This is a genomic window from Sphingopyxis lindanitolerans, assembly GCF_002993885.1.
Taxonomy (GTDB): Bacteria; Pseudomonadota; Alphaproteobacteria; order Sphingomonadales; family Sphingomonadaceae; genus Sphingopyxis; species Sphingopyxis lindanitolerans.
On sequence record NZ_CM009578.1, the window covers coordinates 4,100,200 to 4,118,467 of the forward strand.

Consider the following 18,268-nt stretch of genomic DNA (forward strand, 5'->3'; position numbering starts at 1 on the left):
TGCTTTCGCATGACCCTTGGGCCTTCAATCCATGTCCTGTTCGACGGGCGGCGCGGCCAGTGGAGACGCCGCGCCGCCGTCCAGCGCCAACCGCAACTGATCGCGGTCGAGCGCATTGTCCCAGCGGGCGACGACGACCGTCGCGACCGCATTGCCGATGAAATTGGTGAGGCTTCGGCATTCCGACATGAAGCGGTCGATGCCGAGGATCAGCGCCATGCCCGCCACCGGAACCGACGGCACGATCGACAGTGTCGCGGCGAGCGTGATGAAGCCCGCGCCGGTGACCCCCGCGGCGCCCTTCGAACTGATCATCGCGACGAGCAGCAGCGCGATCTGGTCGCCGAGCGACAGGTCGACGTTGCAGGCCTGCGCGATGAACAGCGCGGCGAGCGTCATATAGATGTTGGTGCCGTCGAGATTGAAGCTGTAGCCGGTCGGGATGACGAGCCCGACGACCGATTTCTCACAGCCCGCGCGCTCCATCTTTTCGATCAGGCTCGGCAGCGCGGCTTCGGACGAGGAGGTGCCGAGCACGAGCAGCAGTTCGGCCTTGAGATAGCGGCAGAGCTTCAGGATCGAAAAGCCGTTGAGCCGCGCGACCGTGCCGAGCACGCCGAGAACGAAGATCAGCGAGGTCAGGTAGAAAGTCGCGACGAGTTGCCCCAGGTTGACGAGCGAGCCGACGCCATATTTGCCGATCGTGAACGCGATCGCGCCGAACGCCCCGATGGGCGCGGCGCGCATCAACAGGCCGACGAGGCGGAAGACGACGACGCCGATGCGTTCGAGCAGGTCGAGTACCGGCTCGCCGGGCTTGCCGACCATCGACAGCGACAGGCCGAACAGGATCGCGACGAACAGCGTCTGGAGGATCGAGCCTTCGGTGAAGGCGGACAGAAAGGTCGTCGGAATAATCTCGAGCAGGAAGCCCGTCAGGCTCGCTTCATGCGCTTTCTTGTCGAAGTCGGCGATCGCGCCGGCGTTGAGGGTCGCGGGATCGATGTTCATCCCCGCGCCCGGCTGGATCAGATTCGCGATGCACAGCCCGACGATCAGCGCCAGCGTCGAGAAGACGAGGAAATAGGCAAAAGCCTTGCCTGCGACGCGACCGACCGAGGCGATTTCCTTCATGCCCGCGATGCCGGTCACGACGGTGAGGAAGATCACCGGGCTGATGATCATCTTCACCAGCTTGATGAATCCATCGCCGAGCGGTTTCAGCGCTTCGCCCCACGCGGGCCAGAAATGGCCGATGATCGCGCCCAGGAAAATGGCGGCGAGAACCTGGACATAGAGGTGACGGTAGAGCGGTGTCGCTCCCGCCCGCGCCTGTCCGGTCCCGTCGATTATGATGGCTGCCACGCGTTCATCCTCCCGAGCGCGGCCTTTCGCCGCTGCTTCCTCAAAATTATGGCCGACCCCAGCGTCGGTCCACGACCTTCGCATCATCCGAAAAAGGACGGAAAATAAAGCCGTTGTGGGCGGGCAGGTGATAGTTTCTCATTTTGTCTGTGCGATTTTTCGCTTATCATCTCTTCATATGTGCGATAATCCGCACATATGGCCTCCTCCGCTTCCTTTGATGATTCGCGCGCGCCGGGTGCTGGTCGGCGCCTGGTCTGGGCGGCGTTGCTCGCGCTGCTGCTGCTGGCGATGATCGCGGCTGCCGCCTTCGGCTGGGCGGCGGGCCATGCGCGCGTCGCGTCCGATGCCGCCGCCGAACAGCAGGCGCGAAGCGCGTCGCGCCGGCTGGCCGGAGAGCTTCAGAAATTTCGCCTGCTCCCGCTGGTGCTCACCGAATATCCCGATGTGCGGACCGTGCTGGGCAGCGGCGATGCCGCGGCGGCGCGGCGGATGAACGACAAGCTCGAACTGCTCGCCGATCGAACCGATGCCGCGGTGATCTATCTGATCGCGCGCGACGGCCGGACGATCGCGGCGAGCAACTGGCGCCGCCCGCAGAGCTTCGTCGGCCAGAATTATGGCTTTCGTCCCTATTTCCGCGACGCCATGGCAAAGGGCGGCGCCGAATTGTTCGCGCTCGGCACCGTCAGCGGTCGGCCCGGTCTGTTCATCGCGCGCCGGGTCGAGGAAGGCGGCCGGACGCTGGGCGTGATCGTCGTCAAGGTCGAGTTCGACCGGCTCGAAGCCGAATGGGCGCGCCAGCCGCTCGCCACTTTCGTCACCGACGACCACGGCGTGATCATCATCACCAGCCGCCCCGACTGGCGTTTCCGCACGCTCGCACCGATCGACGAGCAGACGCGAGCCGCTATTCGCGCGGTGCTGCAATTCGGCAATCTGCCGCTTACTCCGCTCCCCCTGACAAGGGACGGCGCAACCTGGGCGAACGGCGACGCCCGTTACCGCGAGGCGGCGGTTCGGGTGCCGATGGCCGGAGCACGGCTGCATGCCTTTCAGCCGTTGGCGCCTGCCGAGGCGAGCGCCAACGCGACAGCGCGCACCGCGATCCTGATCGCCTTCATCCTGCTCGCCGCGCTTTTGACCTGGGTGTTCCGCGCGCGCGAGAAACAGCGATTGCAGGAGGAGTCGCGGCACATGCTGGAGGTCGAGGTGGCGGCGCGCACCGCCGACCTGGTCGAGGCCAACCGGCGATTCCGCGCGGCGCGCGAGGAATTGTCGCAGGCGAGCCGCCTGGGGACGATCGGGCAGATTACGGCGGGCGTCGCGCACGAGATCAATCAGCCGGTCGCGGCGATCCGCGGTTTTGCCGAAAATGCCGGCACTTTCCTCGACCGCGGCGAGCCGGGCAGGGCGCGCGACAATATCGGGACGATCGTCGCGCTGACCGAGCGGATCGCCGCGATCATCGCCGAACTGCGCAGTTTCGCGCGGCGCAGCACGCCCGCGCTCGGCCCGGTCGAGATCGCGCGGGTGATCGATGGCGCGCTGCTGCTCGTCGGCGATCGCATCCGCGAACATGGCGTCATGGTCGAACGCGTCGGCGAAGCGCCGGGGATGCGCTGCATCGCCGACCGCGTGCGGCTCGAACAAATTCTGGTCAATCTGCTCCAAAATGCGCTCGACGCGCTGACCGGCCATCCCGATCCGTGCATCCGCATCGAAACGCGGGCGGAAGACGGGATCGTCATCACCGTCGCCGACAATGGACCGGGGGTCGCCCCCGACGTCGCCGACAATCTTTTCACCCCTTTCGTCACCGGCAAGGCTGATGGGCTCGGGCTGGGGCTTGGCATCGCGCGCGACATCGCACGCGAATTTGGCGGCGCGCTCGACAGCGTCGCGTCGCCGCTCGGCGGCGCGGCTTTCCGGCTGGAGGTCCGCCGCGCATGAGTGAATTCGTGACTCGCCAGCAGGTCATTTTCGTCGATGACGACGACGCCTTGCGCGCGGCGACGGTGCAGTCGCTCGAACTCGCCGATATCGAGGTCCGCGCCTTCGCCGATGCCGAGACGGCGCTTGCCGCCATCGACGACGCCTTCAGCGGTGCGGTGGTCACCGATATCCGCATGCCGCGTCTCGACGGGCTCGAATTCTTCGCGCGCATCCGGGCGATCGACCCCGAAATCCCGGTTATCCTGATCACCGGGCACGCCGACGTGCCGATGGCGATCGGCGCGCTGAAGGACGGGGCATTCGATTTCCTGGCGAAGCCCTATGCAACCGATCACCTGATCGCGGCGGTTCGCAAGGCGCTCGAATCGCGGCGCCTGATCCTCGACAACCGGATGCTGCGCGCCGCCGCCGAAACCAGCGTCGACAGCCCGCTGATCGGCGACAGCCCGGTGATGGCGCAACTGCGCGCGACGATCGTCCAGATCGCGCGCGCCGACATCGACGTCCTCGTCGAAGGCGAGACGGGGACGGGCAAGGAACTTGCGGCGCTGCTCCTCCATCGCAAGGGGCCGCGGTCGGGCCGCCCGTTCATCGCGGTCGATTGCGGCGCGCTTCCCGAAGGGCTCGCCGAGGTCGAACTGTTCGGCCATGATCGCGGCGCCGTCGGCTATGGTCCGATCGCGCGCGAGGGGCGGATCGAGCAGAGCCATCGCGGCACCCTGTTCCTCGACGGCATCGACAATATGCCGCTCGCGATCCAGTCGATGCTGCTTCGCGTCGTCGAGGAGCGCAAGATCCGGCCGATCGGCGCGGCCGAACCGCGTGCGGTCGACCTGCGTATCGTCGCATCATCGCGCCGCGACCTCCAGCAAGCGGTGCGCGCCGGCGAGTTTCGCGAGGATCTTTTCTATCGCCTCAACGTCGTGCGGCTGCGGATACCGCCGCTTCGCGAGCGCAAGGCCGACATCCCGCAACTTTTTGCGTCCTTCGTCGAGGAAGCGACCGGCCGGATGGGCGCACCCGACTTCACCCTCGGCGACGCCGCGCGTCGGCATCTGATCGAACATGACTGGCCGGGCAATGTCCGCGAGCTTCGCAACTTCGCCTATAGCGAGGTGTTGGGGCTCGACACCCCGGCGCTGGGCGATGGCGAAATCCCTCCGGCGCTTCCCGAACGGGTGGCGCAATTCGAGGCGCACGCGATCCGCGACGCGCTGGCGAGTGCGGGGGGCGATATCGCGGCGACGCTGGCGTTCCTGCGTATCCCGCGCAAGACGCTCTACGACAAGATCGCGCGTCACGGCATCGATCCGAAGATATATCGGGGCTGAGGCGGTTCCGGCGGCGGGTGCTTAATACTGCCACGATGGTGCCGTTAAATTCTGCAAAATGGGGATTTTATTCATAATCGCCTGTCATGGTTGTCCATGCGAAGGCCAGTTCGTTGAATATGTGTTAACTATGGTTCGCAGCGCCATTGAATATTTTGCGAAATTTCGCTAATATTCGGCGCCAGTACCGATGTATGTTGAGTATGTTATGACATTGTCCCGCTCTACCGGTGCTGCTTTCAACGAGGATGGCATGAAGAAATCGCTCCTCTCCAACGCGACGCCCCAACCGCAAACAGCGAGCGAAACCGACCGCCGCGGCGCCGACCGCTATCGCACCGTGTGGCGCATCGCGAAGGTCAAGCGCGATGGCGACGTCGGCCTGTGGCGCGTGCGCAACATGTCGGACAATGGCATGATGCTCGCCGCCGATGTGCCGATCGCGGTCGGCGAAAAGCTCGAAATCGCGCTTTCGGATGCGGTGGCCGTACGCGGCAAGGTCGTGTGGTCCGAAGGCGGTCGCTGCGGCGTCGCGTTCGACGAGGAGGTCGATGTTGCCGACGTGCTCAAGCGGCTCGCGGCCGAGCAGCGCGCGAGTGGCTATCGCCAGCCGCGTTTGCCGGTGCACACCAGCGCGCAGGCGGTGACCGACGAAGGAACGAGCGAGATCGAACTCGTCGACCTGTCGCAAAGCGGCGCGGGTTTCGTCCACGACGGCCATCTGGAGGTCGGCAAGGAACTCGACCTCGTGCTGGCGAGCGGAATCCGCCGCAAGGCGATCGTGCGCTGGTCGCGCGGGACGCGTGGCGGCCTGTGGCTGACCCAACCGCTCGACCGCGCCGACCTCGAAAGTATCCACCGCTTTCAGAATTAGAGCGGGATCAAGCGTGATCGTGCCCCCGCTTTCGCGGGGGAACAGGGTTTTTATTCCGAGAGGATTTTAAGCCGCGCCCTTCACGATTCTGGCCCAGGGGTTGAGGTCGGGTTCGGCGATCTTGGTCAGCCGGTTATGGTCGCGGTGCCGGAACGGTTCGGCCGCGCCCTTCACCATCAGCATCGTGTCGGAGACATAGCTCCACGATCCATCGTCATGAAAATCGACGGCCAATTCGTAACTGTCGGTGCGGAAGGCGAGTTCGAGGAAGGTCGTCGAGCAGATGCCATATTCGGTTTGTCCGCGTGTCGCCTTGAGGGTCAGTTGCTTCGCATCGGGCTTCGCATGCCCCGCGGCGATGGCAATCTGGCCGCGCGGGATGGCGAGGGTCTGGAGGATCAGGCCCGTCGCGGCTTCATAAAGCCAATAGCCGACCTGATCGTGGAAGGCGATGTCCTCCTCGCGTGTGTTGATGCGGACATGGTAGCGCAGGCCATAGAAAAGCTGCGGTCCGTTCGCCTGCGGGTCGATCGGCTGCATCTCGATCCGCTCGTAATATTCGCGCGTCTCGGGGCCGTCGGCCTTGGGGTTCACATCGACGCCGCGTGTTCCCTCCCAGATGCCCGCGAGCCGCCGCAGCGGACCAAGATTGGCGAGCGTGTCGGGGTCGACGTCCTCGGGTTCGGTGAAGATGTCGTCGGGTATGTCCATGCTGTCCCCTTTACGGCTTGTCAGATGTCTTCGGCCAGACGCCCATAGAGTTGCGGTCGGCGGTCGCGGAAAAAGCCCATTCCCGCGCGGTGCTTCGCGGCGCGGTCGAGGTCGATCGTCTCGACCAGGACGCCACTCTCGCTTGCGCCGAACGCCTGTGTCAGGTCGCCCCATTCGTCGGTGATGAAGCTGTGGCCATAGAAATTGGCGTCGCCCTCGGCGCCGATCCGGTTCGCGGCGATCACCGGCATGCAGTTCGACACCGCATGCCCCTGCATCGCGCGGCGCCACATGCGGCTGGTGTCGAGGTCGGCATCATAGGGTTCGGATCCGATCGCGGTCGGATAGAAAAGCAGTTCGGCGCCCATCAGCGCCATCGCGCGCGCGCATTCGGGATACCATTGGTCCCAGCAGACGCCGACGCCGATGCGCGTCCCGAAAATATCCCAGACCTTGAAGCCGGTGTTGCCGGGGCGGAAATAATATTTCTCTTCATAGCCGGGGCCGTCGGGAATGTGGCTCTTGCGATACGTCCCCATAATGGCGCCGTCGGGGCCGATCATCGCGAGACTGTTGTAATAATGCGGGCCGTCTTTTTCGAAAAAACTCGTCGGGATCGCGACCTTGAGCTTGGCGGCAAGCGATTGCATCGCGACGACGCTCGGATGGTCGGTGGTGGGGTGCGCGCCGGCGAACAGCGCTTCCTCCTCGACCTGGCAGAAATAGGGACCCTCGAAAAGTTCGGGCGGCAGGATGATCTGCGCGCCTTGTCCGGCGGCCTCCTCGACGAGCGCGGTGACCGCATCGATGTTCGGTTGGGCAGGGCCGGGGAGCGCAAGCTGCAACGCGGCGACGGTGATCGTGCGGGTCATGGAGCGGATATAGGCGAGGCCGCGCATCTTGCCAGCGCAAAAGCGGCTGGCGCTATTTCGGAAGCTGCTGGCTCGAACAATGAAAGCTGCCGCCGCCGACGAGGATCCCGCGCGCCGACACGCCCATGGCGCGGCGGCCGGGAAAGAGCGCGGCGAGGGCATCGACCGCGGCGGCGTCATTGGCGACGCCATAGGTCGGGACGACCACGACGCTGTTGCCGATATAGAAATTCATATAACTCGCCGCCGCAATCTCGCCATCCAGTTCGACGCGGCCGGGTGAGGGGAGGTCGATGATCTCAACCTCGCCGAATGCCGCCGCTCGCGCCCGCGCGTCGGCATAGATTTCGGCATTGGGATCATCGTCGCCCGCCGCGACCGGGATCGCGAGCCGGCCTTCGCCGACGAAGCGCGCCAGATTGTCGACATGGCCGTCGGTGTGATCGCCGATCAGCCCCTTGCCGAGCCACAGCAGCCGTTCGATGCCGAGCGACTGGTGCAGCCGAACCGCAATATCCTCGCGCGTCAGTGTCGGATTGCGGTTGAGGTTGAGGAGGCATTCCTCGGTCGTGACGCACAGCCCGGTGCCGTCGACGTCGATGCCGCCGCCTTCGAGCACCCAGTCCTGATCGTCGACCGGAAGCCCGCCGCTGTGCGCGAGCGCGGCGCCGATTTCCCGATCCCCCGGCATGACGAATTTTTCGCCCCACCAGTTGAATTGGAAATTGCGCGCCCGCCGCGCCGCGCCAGTGCCCGCGACGATCGGCCCGGTGTCCCGCAGCCAGATGTCGCCGAGCGGCTGGACGAATATGCGCACGCCCGCTGCGACGAGCCCGGCGGCGATGCCCGCCTGATGCTCGTCGTTGACGACCAGCCGCACCTCTTCGCCGCGGCCGCCGTCATGCACGGCGTTGGCAAAGGCGGCGACGTCGGCGCGCGCGGCATCGATCCGGCCCGCCCATTCGGCGTCGAGGTGCGGAAAGCCGATCCACACGGCTTCGTGCGGCGCCCATTCGGCAGGCATGCGCAGCGTCATTGAGCCTTGGTCCTCCGTCCGACACGCTCGTCATGGCGAGGAGCGGAGCGACGCGGCAATCCAGGGCGGCTGGCCGCCCTGGATTGCTTCGCTTCGCTCGCAATGGCGAGGTCTTTATTTCGCCGGGCGCGACTTGTCGCGTGCGGCGCGGAACTCGTCGCCCTTCACCCAGTTCGGCCAGGCGTCGGTCGAGGCGAGCATGCGGCCTGCGGCATAGAAGAGCTTGAGATCGGCGAGCATGCCGTCCCAATTCTTGATCGCCGCATATTCGTCGCCCGGCGCGTGGTAGCGGTTCTTCTCATAATCTTCCGCCGCCTTCTTGCCGGCTTCCTTGCCGCCGTCGACCAGATCTTCGCCGGCCCCGAAGTTGAAGAAGGGGACGCCGTGCTTGGCAAAGCTGAAATGGTCGGAGCGGTAATAGAAGCCCTTCTCGGGCGTCGGTTCGTCGACGATCGCGACCTTCGCCGCCTTGGCGATCTTTTCCAGATAGGAGTCGAGATCCGACTTGCCGCGGCCGACGACGACGATGTCCTTCGCCGGGCCGTTCGGGTTCAGCGCGTCCATATTCACGCCGCCGACCGTCTCGGCGAGCGGGAAGACCGGATTGTCGGCATAATATTGCGAGCCGAGCAGGCCCGATTCCTCGGCCGTCACCGCCAGGAAGACGACGCTGCGGTCGGGCGCCGGCGCTTTCTTATAGGCCTGCGCGAGGGTCACGAGTCCCGCGACCCCGGTCGCATTGTCGACCGCGCCGTTGCAGATATCGTCGCCGTTCACTGGCGTGCAGCGGCCGAGATGGTCCCAGTGCGCGGTATAGAGGACATATTCGTCGGGGCGCTTCGCGCCCGGCAGGACGCCGATGACGTTATGCGACATCTTCTTCGCGATCTGGTTGTCGAAGCCGAACGCCGCCTTCACGCCGGTCAGCGCCACCGCCTTGAAGCCCTTCTTGCCCGCGGCGGCGCGCAGCTTGTCGAAATCCTGGCCCGCGCTGGCGAGCAATTCCTTCGCCTTGCCGAGCTGAATCCAGCCATTCGCCGCGGTCTGGTCGGCGCCGCCATTCTTGGTCTCGGCGAGATATTGGGTGCCGGTGTTGCTGCTTTCCACGACGTTCCAGCCATAGGCGGCGGGTTCGGTGTCGTGGACGATCAGCGCCGCGGCCGCGCCCTGGCGCGCCGCTTCCTCATATTTATAGGTCCAGCGGCCATAATAGGTCATCGCGCGGCCGTTGAACTCACCCTTGGCTTCGGGGGTCTGCCAGTCGGGATCGTTGACGAGGATGATGACGGTCTTGCCCTTGACGTCGAGCCCGGCATAATCGTTCCAGCCCTTTTCGGGGGCGTTGATGCCATAGCCGACGAAGACGACGTCGCTGTCCTTGATCGCGGTCTTGGGCTGCACGCGATAGCTGAAGGCGACATAATCATCACCATAGTTCAGCGTGACCGGCGCCTTGCCGCCGGTGAAGCTCAGCGGCGTCGCGTTCTTCGCGGTGATCTCGACCAGCGGTACGTCCTGCGTCCACTTGCCGTTGTTGCCGGGCTTGAGGCCGGCTTCCTCGAACTGCTTGATCAGATAGGCGAGGGTCTTTTCCTCGCCCGCGGTGCCCGGCGCGCGGCCTTCATAGGCGTCCGACGAGAGTTCCTTCGTCACCGACTGCAACGTCTGCAGCGACAGCTCGGGGAACTGGACGTCGGGGAGCGAAGCCGCGTCGGGGCCAGCCGCCTTGTCGGCGCCGCTGCACGCGGCAACGGAAAGAAGAACCGCGAAAGCCGCGGCAGTTCGGGGAAAACGAAGCATGCAATGTCCTTGAATTTCGTTTGCGACGACGGGCTTGTGCCAGCCGCGCGGCCCCGATGCAAGAAGGGCGGCCCTTTCGGACCGCCCCCCTGAAATCGTTTCGGTCGAAACCAGATCAGCGCGAATAGAATTCGACGACTAGATTCGGCTCCATCTTCACCGGATAGGGCACTTCGTCGAGCGTGGGCACGCGGACATAGGTCGCCTTGGTGCCGTCGATCGCCAGATATTCGGGCAGGTCACGCTCGGGCAGGCTCTGCGCTTCGGCGACCAGCGCCATTTCCTGCGCCTTCTTGCCGAGGGTGATTTCGTCACCCGGCTTCACGAGGCGGCTGGCGACGTTGCACTTCACGCCGTTGACATAGACGTGACCGTGGCTGACGAGCTGGCGCGCCGAGAAGATGGTCGGCGTGAACTTCGAGCGATAGACGACCGCGTCGAGGCGGCGTTCGAGCAGGCCGATCAGATTCTGTCCGGTGTCGCCCTTCATGCGCGACGCTTCGAAATAATTCTTCTTGAACTGCTTTTCGGTGATGTCGCCGTAATAGCCCTTCAGCTTCTGCTTGGCGCGAAGCTGGATGCCGAAATCCGACATCTTGCCCTTGCGGCGCTGACCGTGCTGGCCGGGGCCATATTCGCGGCGGTTGACCGGGCTCTTGGGGCGACCCCAGATGTTCTCGCCCATCCGGCGGTCGAGTTTATACTTGGCGCTCTGGCGCTTCGACATATGTCGTCTCCAATATGCTGTGTGCCGAAGGATTTCGGCGGTTCCCGGGTCGCACCATATGGGCAGATGCCATATGCGACCGCCGCTTCACCGGGGTGCGGGGTCCATTGCGAAGGCGCGCGGTTAGACGGGGAGGCGCGGAAAGTCAAGCGCGGCGCGCGTATCGGCGCGATGCCTCGACAGCGCGGAAAAAGCCGCTAAAGGCAGCGCACATGACCGTCGCCAAACTTCCCGAACACTGCGAAACGATGACCGAGGTCCGCGTCGGAGTCGACGAAGTCGACCGCGCGCTGGTCGCGCTGCTCGTCCGTCGCTTTGGTTATATGGACGCCGCCGCGCGCATCAAGACCGAGCGCGGCACCGTCCGCGACGAAGCGCGCAAGGCCCAGGTTCTCGACAATGTCGTGCGCGCGGCCGAAGCCGCCGGGCTGACGCCCGAACGACTTCGCGCGGTGTGGAACGAGCTGGTCGAACAGTCGATCGCGCATGAAATGATCATGTGGGACCAGATTCGCGCGAATCGCTGATCCGCGCGTTTCAGTTGGTTGTGCTGCCGTCCGGCTGGGCCTGATCGACGCGCGAGGCCTCCTTGGCCGGTGCGGCCGGCGGCGTGATCGTGCGGCATATGCGCTTGGGGATATTGCTGCCCGACATTCCAACCTTTTCGCAAACCCGCTTGGGCTTCGCGGGCTTGGCCGACTGTTCGTCGATCCCATGCGTGGGGGCGCTATCGGTGGCCGTCATGTTGGACGACGACGCCGCGAGAGCGAGAGAAAATAATGTAGCGATCATAAAAGGCCCCGAATTTGAAGATGGCGGCCCTTACAATCCTTTTTTCTTGCGGCCAAGGGCCGTGATGATGCCGTGCATCATTCGGATGTCATTATGCGACCAGCCCGTCTTCGTCAGGGTGGTGCGCAAGGTGCGCAGCGTCGCCGCCGTCCGGTCGGCGGGAAAGAAATAGCCCGCCGTATCGAGGTCGCGAACGAAATGCCGGATCAATTCTTCCATCTCGGCGTGCGGCGCGGGCGCGGCGATCGGCCCGTCGGGCGGGCTCGCCAGCGCGATGCCCCCCTCGGCCTCGCTCGGGGCATGTTTCGACCATTCATAGGCGAGCAGGATCACCGCCTGCGCAAGGTTGAGCGAGCTGAATTCGGGATTGATCGGAACGGTGACGATCGCGTGGGCCAGCGCGACATCGTCGGTTTCCAGCCCCGACCGCTCGGCCCCGAAGACATAGGCCGACCGGCCCGCGCTCGCGCAGACTTCGGCCGCGGCCGCCGCGGGCGTCAGCACCGGTTTGCTCACCCCGCGCTTGCGCACGGTGGTGGCATAGATCGTCGTGCAGTCGCTAACCGCGTCGGCGAGGCTGTCAAAGACCTTGGCCTCGGCAAGCACGACATCGGCGCCCGATGCCGCCGGCCCGGCGTCGGGGTTGGGCCAGCCGTCGCGCGGGGCGACGAGGCGGAGTTCGGTGAGCCCGAAATTGAGCATCGCGCGCGCCGCCTTGCCGATATTCTCGCCAAGCTGCGGGCGGACAAGCACGATGATCGGGGGCGGGGCGGCCGCTTTCATTTGCTCGGCCGTGCCGCCTCGGTGATCGACGACGCGAATTCCTCGAAATCCTTGGCTTCGGTGAAATCGCGATAGACGCTGGCGAAGCGGATATAGGCGACATTGTCGAAGCCCTTGAGCGCTTCCATCACCATCGCGCCGATCTGTGCCGCCTGCACCTCATTATCGCCCGAGGTTTCGAGTTGGCGCTGGATACCCGAGACGAGCCGTTCGATGCGCGCGCCGTCGATCGGGCGCTTGCGGCAGGCGATCTGGACGCTGCGCATCAGCTTCTCGCGGTCGAAGGGCTCGCGTCCGCCGCCCGCCTTCAGCACCGCGACGTCGCGAAGCTGGATACGCTCGAAAGTGGTGAAGCGCGCCCCGCAATCCTCGCACTGGCGGCGGCGGCGGATCGCGGCGCCGTCCTCGGTCGGGCGGCTGTCCTTCACCTGGCTGTCTTCATGTCCGCAATAGGGGCAGCGCATGGGTCAGCGTTTCACCCGCGTATACAGCGCGATGGCGGCACCCGCGAGCAGGCCGACAGGCCAGCTGACGACGGGCAGCAGGATGCCCGCGACTGCACCGACCGCGCCGCCGGTGAGCACCGGGCGCGTCGAGGGGTGGGACATGCCCTGCTTGCCCATCGCCTTGACCTCCTCGATCGTCAGTTCGACCAGCGTCGGTTCCTCGGGGTGCTGCCGCGCCATCACCTTATCCCTGATAGATGGGGAAACGCTCGCACAGCGCGCGGACGCGGCCCCGAACATCGGCTTCGACATCGGCGTCGCCATGCTCGCCCCCTTCGACGCCGCCTGCGGCGTCGCTCAGGACATGCTTATCTCGAAGTGCTTCCAGAACATCAGCTACCATGTCGCCGATCGCCTCGAACTCGGCGACTCCGAAGCCGCGCGTCGTGCCTGCGGGCGATCCGACGCGGATGCCGCTGGTCTTGACCGGCGGCAGCGGATCGAAGGGGACACCATTCTTGTTGCAGGTGATCGCGCTGCGTTCGAGCGCCTCGTCGGCGTCGCGGCCGGTGATGCCGAGCGGGCGCAGGTCGATCAGCGCGAGATGGGTGTCGGTGCCGCCCGCGACGACATCGGCGCCGCGCGCCTTCAGCCGGTTCGCCAGCGCCTGCGCGTTGGCGATCGTCGCTTTGGCATAGGCCTTGAACTCGGGGCGCAGCGCTTCGCCGAACGCCACCGCCTTGGCGGCGATGACATGGACTAGCGGGCCGCCCTGCAGGCCGGGGAAGACCGCCGAGTTGATCCGCTTGGCGATCGCTTCGTCATTGGTCAGGATCATGCCGCCGCGCGGGCCGCGCAGCGTCTTGTGCGTCGTCGTGGTGACGACATGCGCATGTTCCATCGGTGAGGGGTGCGCGCCGCCCGCGACCAGCCCCGCGAAATGCGCCATGTCGACCATCAGCAGCGCGCCGACGTCATCGGCGATGGCGCGAAAGCGCGCGAAGTCGAGCGTGCGCGGATAGGCCGAGCCGCCCGCGATGATCAGCGAGGGGCGATGTTCCTTCGCCAGTGCCTCGACCTGGTCGAAATCGACGAGATGGTCGTCGGCGCGCACGCCATATTGGATGGCATTATACCATTTGCCCGACATCGCCGGCGCCGCGCCGTGGGTCAAATGCCCGCCCGCATCGAGGCTCATGCCCATGATCGTCGCGCCGGGCTTGGTCAGCGCGAGCATGACGGCGCCGTTCGCCTGCGCGCCCGAGTGCGGCTGGACGTTGGCGAAATTGCAGTCGAACAATTTCTTGGCGCGATCGATCGCGAGAGTCTCGACCTCGTCCGACGGACCGCACCCCTGATAATAGCGCTTGCCCGGATAGCCTTCGGCATATTTATTGGTGAAGACGCTGCCCTGCGCCTCGAGAACCGCCTTGGAGACGATATTTTCCGACGCGATCAGTTCGATCTGATGCTGTTCGCGGTCGAGTTCATGCTTCATCGCCGCCGCGACGGCGGGATCGACGATATCGACGCCGTCGGTGAAATAGCCGGCCGATTTGATGGGCTTGTCGAGCGTTTCTGTAGTCATCGGCTGGTCTCCAATTGGGGAGGGTGGGAAAGCTTGTCGACGCGGCGCGCATGGCGGTCGCCCGCGAAGTCGGTGGTCAGGAAGGCGGTGATGCACGCCTTCGCCATGTCGATGCCGGTCAGCCGCGCGCCCATCGCGATGGCGTTCGCGTCATTATGCTCGCGCGCCAGCTTCGCCGACAGCGGTTCGGAGACGAGCGCGCAGCGGACGGCGGGGTTGCGGTTGACCGAGATCGAGATGCCGATGCCCGAGCCGCAGAGCGCGATGCCGCGCTCGGCGCTGCCGTCGGCCACGGCGGCGGCAAGGCGGTAGCCATAGTCGGGATAATCGACGCTGTCGGGGCCGTTGGTGCCGAGGTCGGCGACATCATGCCCTTCGCCGCGCAGCCAATCGGCGAGCACGGCCTTGAGCTCGTAAGCGGCATGGTCAGAGGCTATCGCGATGCGCATCGGGGCGGCTCCCGCAGGGTGAAGGGAATCGATGAGCGCGCTTTAGGCGAAGCCGCCCGGATTGACCATAAGCCAGGTAGCAAATTTGTGACGCGCGCGATAAAGCCGCCCGATGTCCGACACGATCATATCCCTGCTCATGCTCGCCGGGGTCATTCTTACCGGCGGGGCCGTCTATGTCTTTCGCACCGGCGACCGGAAGCGTGCGCTGCTGATGCTGGTCGCGGCGCTGGTGATGTTCGCGAACGTCGTGATCTGGCTGATCCCGACGACCTGAATCCTCCCCGGCAGGGGGAGGGGGACCATGCAAAGCATGGTGGAGGGGCACTGGCGGTTTACGCTTTGCTCCGAAAAAGGGCACGTCATGACGCACCTGCCCCTCCACCACCTTCGGTGGTCCCCCTCCCCATGCCGGGGAGGATTGATTACCGAATCGGCGAATCGGGCGCGAGCCGCATATCCAGATAATTATCGAGCGACTTCATCAACTGGTCGAGTTCATGCTCGAAGAAATGGTTCGCGCGCGGGATCTCGTCGTGGTGGATCGTGATGCCTTTTTGGGTGCGCAGCTTGTCGACCAGCTTCTGGATCGCTGGCGGCGGCACGATTTCGTCCTGTCCGCCCGCGACGATGATTCCCGACGAGGGGCAGGGGGCGAGGAAGCTGAAGTCGTACATGTTCGCCGGCGGCGCGACCGACAGGAAGCCGCGGATTTCGGGGCGCCGCATCAAAAGCTGCATGCCGATCCACGCGCCAAAGCTGAAGCCCGCGATCCACGTCGTCTGCGCCTCGGGATGGATCGACTGGACCCAGTCGAGCGCGGATGCGGCGTCGCTCAGTTCGCCGATGCCATTGTCGAACGTCCCCTGGCTGCGACCGACGCCGCGAAAGTTGAAGCGCAGCACCGCGAAGCCCCGCGCGACGAAGCTTTTGTACATCGCCTGGGTGATGCGGTCGTTCATCGTGCCGCCGCCCTGCGGGTGTGGGTGGAGAATCAGCGCGACCGGCGCGCGCGGACGCGGTGGCGGCGAGAATCGGCCTTCGATGCGGCCCTCGGGGCCGGGGAAAATCACGTCGGGCATGGGGGCACCTCTTATCTTTTGAGCTCTCGGCCGAATCGCCGGCTGGCGGGGTGGCGGAGCGAAGATGGCGCCTATATAGAAAGTCCGTAGCAACATGCAACTTTTGCGAATCAATCGCAATAAGGACTCTCTCGTTCGATGATCTACCTCGACTATCAGGCCACGACGCCGCTCGCTCCCGAGGCGCGCGAGGCGATGCTGCGCTGGCTCGAGGGGCCGGGGGCGGGCGCCGGATTCGCCAACCCGTCGAGCGCGCACAAGGCGGGGCGCGCCGCCGCCGCCGCGGTCGAGGTCGCACGCGACCAGGTCGCGGCGCTGCTGCCGAAGGGCGGGCGCGTCTTTTTCACGTCGGGCGCGACCGAGGCGCTCAACTGGGCGCTGCTGTGCGGCGCGAAGGCGAAGCCCGGCGGCGTCGCGGGATTGAGCATCGAACATGCCGGGTCGTTGATATGTCTCGAACGGCTGGGCGCGGCGATCCTGCCGGTCGACGGCGAAGGGCTGGCGCTGGCGCCCGATGCGGCGCTGATCCCCGAAAACGGCATTGTCGCGACGATGCTGGTGAACAATGAGGTCGGGACGATCCAGCCGGTCGCCGATTTCGCCGCCGCCGCGCACGCGAAGAACAGCCTGCTGCTCTGCGACGCGGTGCAGGGCTATGGCCGCGTCGCGATCCCCGACGGCCCCGACCTGATCGCGCTGTCGGCGCACAAGATCCACGGGCCGAAGGGGATTGGCGCGCTGTGGGTGCGCGACGGGGTCGATCTCGAACCGCTGATGCTCGGCGGCGCGCAGGAGCAGGGGATGCGCTCGGGCACCGTCTCGCCCGCGCTGTGCGCCGGATTCGGCACCGCCGCCGCGCTCGCGGCCGAGCGATTCGACACGGACGCGGCGCATGTCGAGCGGCTCTGGTCGCTGGCGATGGACATGCTTCCCCAATGGACGATCAACGGCGCCGCGACCCCGCGCTATCACGGCAATCTCAACGTCCGGCGCGAGGGGGTGAACGGCCTCCGCCTGATGTCCGACGCCCGAAACGTCGCCTTCTCGCTCGGCAGCGCGTGCGGCAGCGGGTCGGGCAAGGTCAGCCATGTGCTGCGCGCGATGGGGGTGAGTGAAGCCGACGCGCGCGCGTCGATCCGTCTCGGCTGGGGGCGCTACACGAGCGAAGCCGAGTTGCGCGACGGGCTGAACGCGATAAGGGAGGCCGCACGGCTGCAAGGGGTTCATTGAGTGCGCGTCACTTTCATCCATGCCGACGGCAAAGGGCGGACAGAGGCTGAAGCCCATTCCGGTGACATCCTTTTGACGGTCGCGCAGGCGCATCTGATGCCGCTCGAAGGGACGTGCGAGGGGCAGATGGCGTGCTCGACCTGCCATGTCATCGTCGCCAAGGAGGATTTTGACCGCCTGCCCGACGCCAGCGAAATGGAGGAGGATATGCTTGACCTCGCCGCCGGCGTGCGCCGCACGAGCCGCCTGTCGTGCCAGATCGTCCTGACCGACGACCTCGACGGGCTGACCGTCCATATCCCGCCGGAAAGCCGCAACATGCAGGAGCCGCGCTGATGATACGGGTGGTCGTTGTGGCCGCCGTGCTGCTGGCGTCGGCGGCTTGCGCCTCGTCGGAGCCGGTGCGCGAACCCACGGGCGATTCGGCCGCCCTCGCCAGGACGCTCACCGCCATCGAACGCCGCTGGGGTGGGCGTCTAGGCGTCGCGGTGACCGACACCACCGGGCGGCTGCTCTTCGGCCAGCGGGCCGACGAGCGTTTCGCGATGTGTTCGACCTTCAAGCTGCTGCTTGCGGGGCAGGTGCTGCACGATGCCGCGAACGGCGGCCTGGCGCTGGACACGTCGCTGCCGCTCGTGGAAACCGACCTGCTGCCGCATTCGCCCTATAGCGAGACGCAACTCGCGGCGGGCGAACTGCGCCTCGGCTCTGCCGCCGAACATAGCGTCAAGATCAGCGACAATGCCGCCGCCAATCTGATCCTCAAGGCGACGGGCGGCCCGCCAGGCTTTACCCGGCATATGCGCGCGATGGGCGATGCCGTGACCCGGCTCGACCGGACCGAGCCCGACCTCAACGAGAATGTGCCCGGCGATCCGCGCGACACCACCAGCCCCGCAGCGATGGCAAAGAGCGGCGCAACGCTTGTCTATGGCGACTATTTGGACGCCGATGGTCGGCGGACGTTGCGAAGCTGGCTGGTGGGCAGCACGACCGGCCGTGCGCGCCTTCGCGGCGGACTGCCGCCGGCATGGATCGCCGGGGACAAGACCGGATCGTGCGGCACCGCCTATAATGACGTCGCCTTTGTCGAGGCGCCCGACGGCGGTCGCTATATGGTCGCCGCCTATCTCGACCGCCCGACCGTGAACGGGGACGCCGCCGACGCCATCCTCGCCGAGGTCGGGCGTGCCGTGGCCGAAAATCTGCCTGACTGACCGCACATC

The 18,268-nt window shown here is 65.7% G+C and carries 21 protein-coding genes; 8 read left to right on the forward strand and 13 right to left on the reverse strand.

From position 1 onward, the window contains the following. Positions 1–24: 24 nt before the first annotated feature. Positions 25–1,356 carry a dicarboxylate/amino acid:cation symporter gene (locus CVO77_RS19380; RefSeq protein ID WP_242446204.1) on the reverse strand — a complete coding sequence of 444 codons (1,332 nt, stop codon included), beginning with the start codon at positions 1,354–1,356 and terminating at the stop codon, positions 25–27. A gap of 207 nt (positions 1,357–1,563) precedes the next feature. Between CVO77_RS19380 and CVO77_RS19385 the strand changes: the two genes are divergently transcribed. The 3 genes from CVO77_RS19385 to CVO77_RS19395 all read left to right on the forward strand — a co-directional run bounded on the left by CVO77_RS19385 (position 1,564) and on the right by CVO77_RS19395 (position 5,526). Further along, complete coding sequence (locus tag CVO77_RS19385; protein WP_106000479.1) at positions 1,564–3,318, forward strand: sensor histidine kinase; 1,755 nt, start codon at positions 1,564–1,566, stop codon at positions 3,316–3,318. Next, the gene (locus CVO77_RS19390; protein WP_106000480.1) at positions 3,315–4,652 is read left to right on the forward strand and encodes a sigma-54-dependent transcriptional regulator; all 1,338 of its coding nucleotides are present in this window, start codon (positions 3,315–3,317) and stop codon (positions 4,650–4,652) included. Before CVO77_RS19385 ends, CVO77_RS19390 begins: the two co-directional genes overlap by 4 nt. 253 nt (positions 4,653–4,905) lie before the next feature. Next, positions 4,906–5,526, forward strand: a complete 621-nt coding sequence (locus tag CVO77_RS19395; RefSeq protein WP_106000481.1) for a PilZ domain-containing protein — start codon at positions 4,906–4,908, stop codon at positions 5,524–5,526. 66 nt (positions 5,527–5,592) lie between these two features. Here the strand turns inward: CVO77_RS19395 and CVO77_RS19400 are convergent, their stop codons facing one another. The 5 genes from CVO77_RS19400 to rpsD all read right to left on the reverse strand — a co-directional run bounded on the left by CVO77_RS19400 (position 5,593) and on the right by rpsD (position 10,672). Further along, positions 5,593–6,237 (reverse strand): FABP family protein, encoded by a 645-nt coding sequence (locus CVO77_RS19400; RefSeq protein ID WP_106000482.1) that lies wholly within the window; start codon positions 6,235–6,237, stop codon positions 5,593–5,595. 20 nt (positions 6,238–6,257) lie between these two features. Then, positions 6,258–7,109: an N-carbamoylputrescine amidase gene (gene aguB, locus CVO77_RS19405; protein WP_106000963.1), complete on the reverse strand. Its 852-nt coding sequence runs from the start codon at positions 7,107–7,109 to the stop codon at positions 6,258–6,260. 52 nt (positions 7,110–7,161) lie between these two features. Further along, positions 7,162–8,145, reverse strand: coding sequence for an agmatine deiminase family protein (locus CVO77_RS19410; protein ID WP_106000483.1), 984 nt, complete (start codon positions 8,143–8,145; stop codon positions 7,162–7,164). 114 nt (positions 8,146–8,259) lie between these two features. After that, on the reverse strand, positions 8,260–9,945 hold the full coding sequence (locus tag CVO77_RS19415) for a M28 family metallopeptidase (RefSeq protein WP_106000484.1): 1,686 nt from the start codon (positions 9,943–9,945) through the stop codon (positions 8,260–8,262). Positions 9,946–10,060: 115 nt separating this feature from the next. Next, positions 10,061–10,672 (reverse strand): 30S ribosomal protein S4, encoded by a 612-nt coding sequence (gene rpsD / locus CVO77_RS19420; RefSeq protein ID WP_106000485.1) that lies wholly within the window; start codon positions 10,670–10,672, stop codon positions 10,061–10,063. Positions 10,673–10,884: 212 nt separating this feature from the next. Here rpsD and CVO77_RS19425 point away from each other — a divergent pair, with 212 nt between their 5' ends. After that, the gene (locus CVO77_RS19425) at positions 10,885–11,199 is read left to right on the forward strand and encodes a chorismate mutase (protein ID WP_106000486.1); all 315 of its coding nucleotides are present in this window, start codon (positions 10,885–10,887) and stop codon (positions 11,197–11,199) included. A gap of 10 nt (positions 11,200–11,209) precedes the next feature. On the opposite strand, the gene CVO77_RS19430 is transcribed toward CVO77_RS19425, so the two are convergent. From CVO77_RS19430 to rpiB, 6 genes are all read right to left on the reverse strand, one after another. Then, on the reverse strand, positions 11,210–11,416 hold the full coding sequence (locus tag CVO77_RS19430; RefSeq protein WP_106000487.1) for a hypothetical protein: 207 nt from the start codon (positions 11,414–11,416) through the stop codon (positions 11,210–11,212). A 78-nt stretch (positions 11,417–11,494) separates the two neighbouring features. Further along, the gene (locus CVO77_RS19435) at positions 11,495–12,247 is read right to left on the reverse strand and encodes an RNA methyltransferase (protein ID WP_106000488.1); all 753 of its coding nucleotides are present in this window, start codon (positions 12,245–12,247) and stop codon (positions 11,495–11,497) included. Beyond that, a complete protein-coding gene (nrdR, locus tag CVO77_RS19440; protein WP_106000489.1) occupies positions 12,244–12,711 on the reverse strand; it encodes a transcriptional regulator NrdR in 468 nt (155 codons plus the stop codon). The genes CVO77_RS19435 and nrdR overlap by 4 nt, the downstream gene beginning before the upstream one ends. A gap of 3 nt (positions 12,712–12,714) precedes the next feature. Continuing rightward, on the reverse strand, positions 12,715–12,933 hold the full coding sequence (locus CVO77_RS19445) for a hypothetical protein (RefSeq protein WP_106000490.1): 219 nt from the start codon (positions 12,931–12,933) through the stop codon (positions 12,715–12,717). A 4-nt stretch (positions 12,934–12,937) separates the two neighbouring features. Then, complete coding sequence (glyA, locus tag CVO77_RS19450; protein WP_106000491.1) at positions 12,938–14,281, reverse strand: serine hydroxymethyltransferase; 1,344 nt, start codon at positions 14,279–14,281, stop codon at positions 12,938–12,940. Beyond that, positions 14,278–14,730 (reverse strand): ribose 5-phosphate isomerase B, encoded by a 453-nt coding sequence (gene rpiB / locus CVO77_RS19455; RefSeq protein ID WP_106000492.1) that lies wholly within the window; start codon positions 14,728–14,730, stop codon positions 14,278–14,280. The genes glyA and rpiB overlap by 4 nt, the downstream gene beginning before the upstream one ends. A gap of 112 nt (positions 14,731–14,842) precedes the next feature. On the opposite strand from rpiB, the gene CVO77_RS21450 reads away from it, so the two are divergent. Continuing rightward, on the forward strand, positions 14,843–15,007 hold the full coding sequence (locus tag CVO77_RS21450; protein ID WP_192878848.1) for a hypothetical protein: 165 nt from the start codon (positions 14,843–14,845) through the stop codon (positions 15,005–15,007). A 148-nt stretch (positions 15,008–15,155) separates the two neighbouring features. Here CVO77_RS21450 and CVO77_RS19460 read toward each other — a convergent pair whose 3' ends face one another. Continuing rightward, positions 15,156–15,812: an alpha/beta hydrolase gene (locus CVO77_RS19460; protein WP_106000493.1), complete on the reverse strand. Its 657-nt coding sequence runs from the start codon at positions 15,810–15,812 to the stop codon at positions 15,156–15,158. Positions 15,813–15,950: 138 nt separating this feature from the next. Here CVO77_RS19460 and CVO77_RS19465 point away from each other — a divergent pair, with 138 nt between their 5' ends. The 3 genes from CVO77_RS19465 to bla are packed head-to-tail and all read left to right on the forward strand — an operon-like array spanning position 15,951 to position 18,259. Beyond that, positions 15,951–17,042 (forward strand): cysteine desulfurase family protein, encoded by a 1,092-nt coding sequence (locus CVO77_RS19465; protein WP_106000494.1) that lies wholly within the window; start codon positions 15,951–15,953, stop codon positions 17,040–17,042. After that, positions 17,043–17,378 (forward strand): 2Fe-2S iron-sulfur cluster-binding protein, encoded by a 336-nt coding sequence (locus tag CVO77_RS19470; RefSeq protein ID WP_106000495.1) that lies wholly within the window; start codon positions 17,043–17,045, stop codon positions 17,376–17,378. It abuts the gene before it with no gap. Then, positions 17,378–18,259, forward strand: coding sequence for a class A beta-lactamase (gene bla / locus CVO77_RS19475; RefSeq protein ID WP_106000496.1), 882 nt, complete (start codon positions 17,378–17,380; stop codon positions 18,257–18,259). The genes CVO77_RS19470 and bla overlap by 1 nt, the downstream gene beginning before the upstream one ends. Positions 18,260–18,268: the final 9 nt, after the last annotated feature.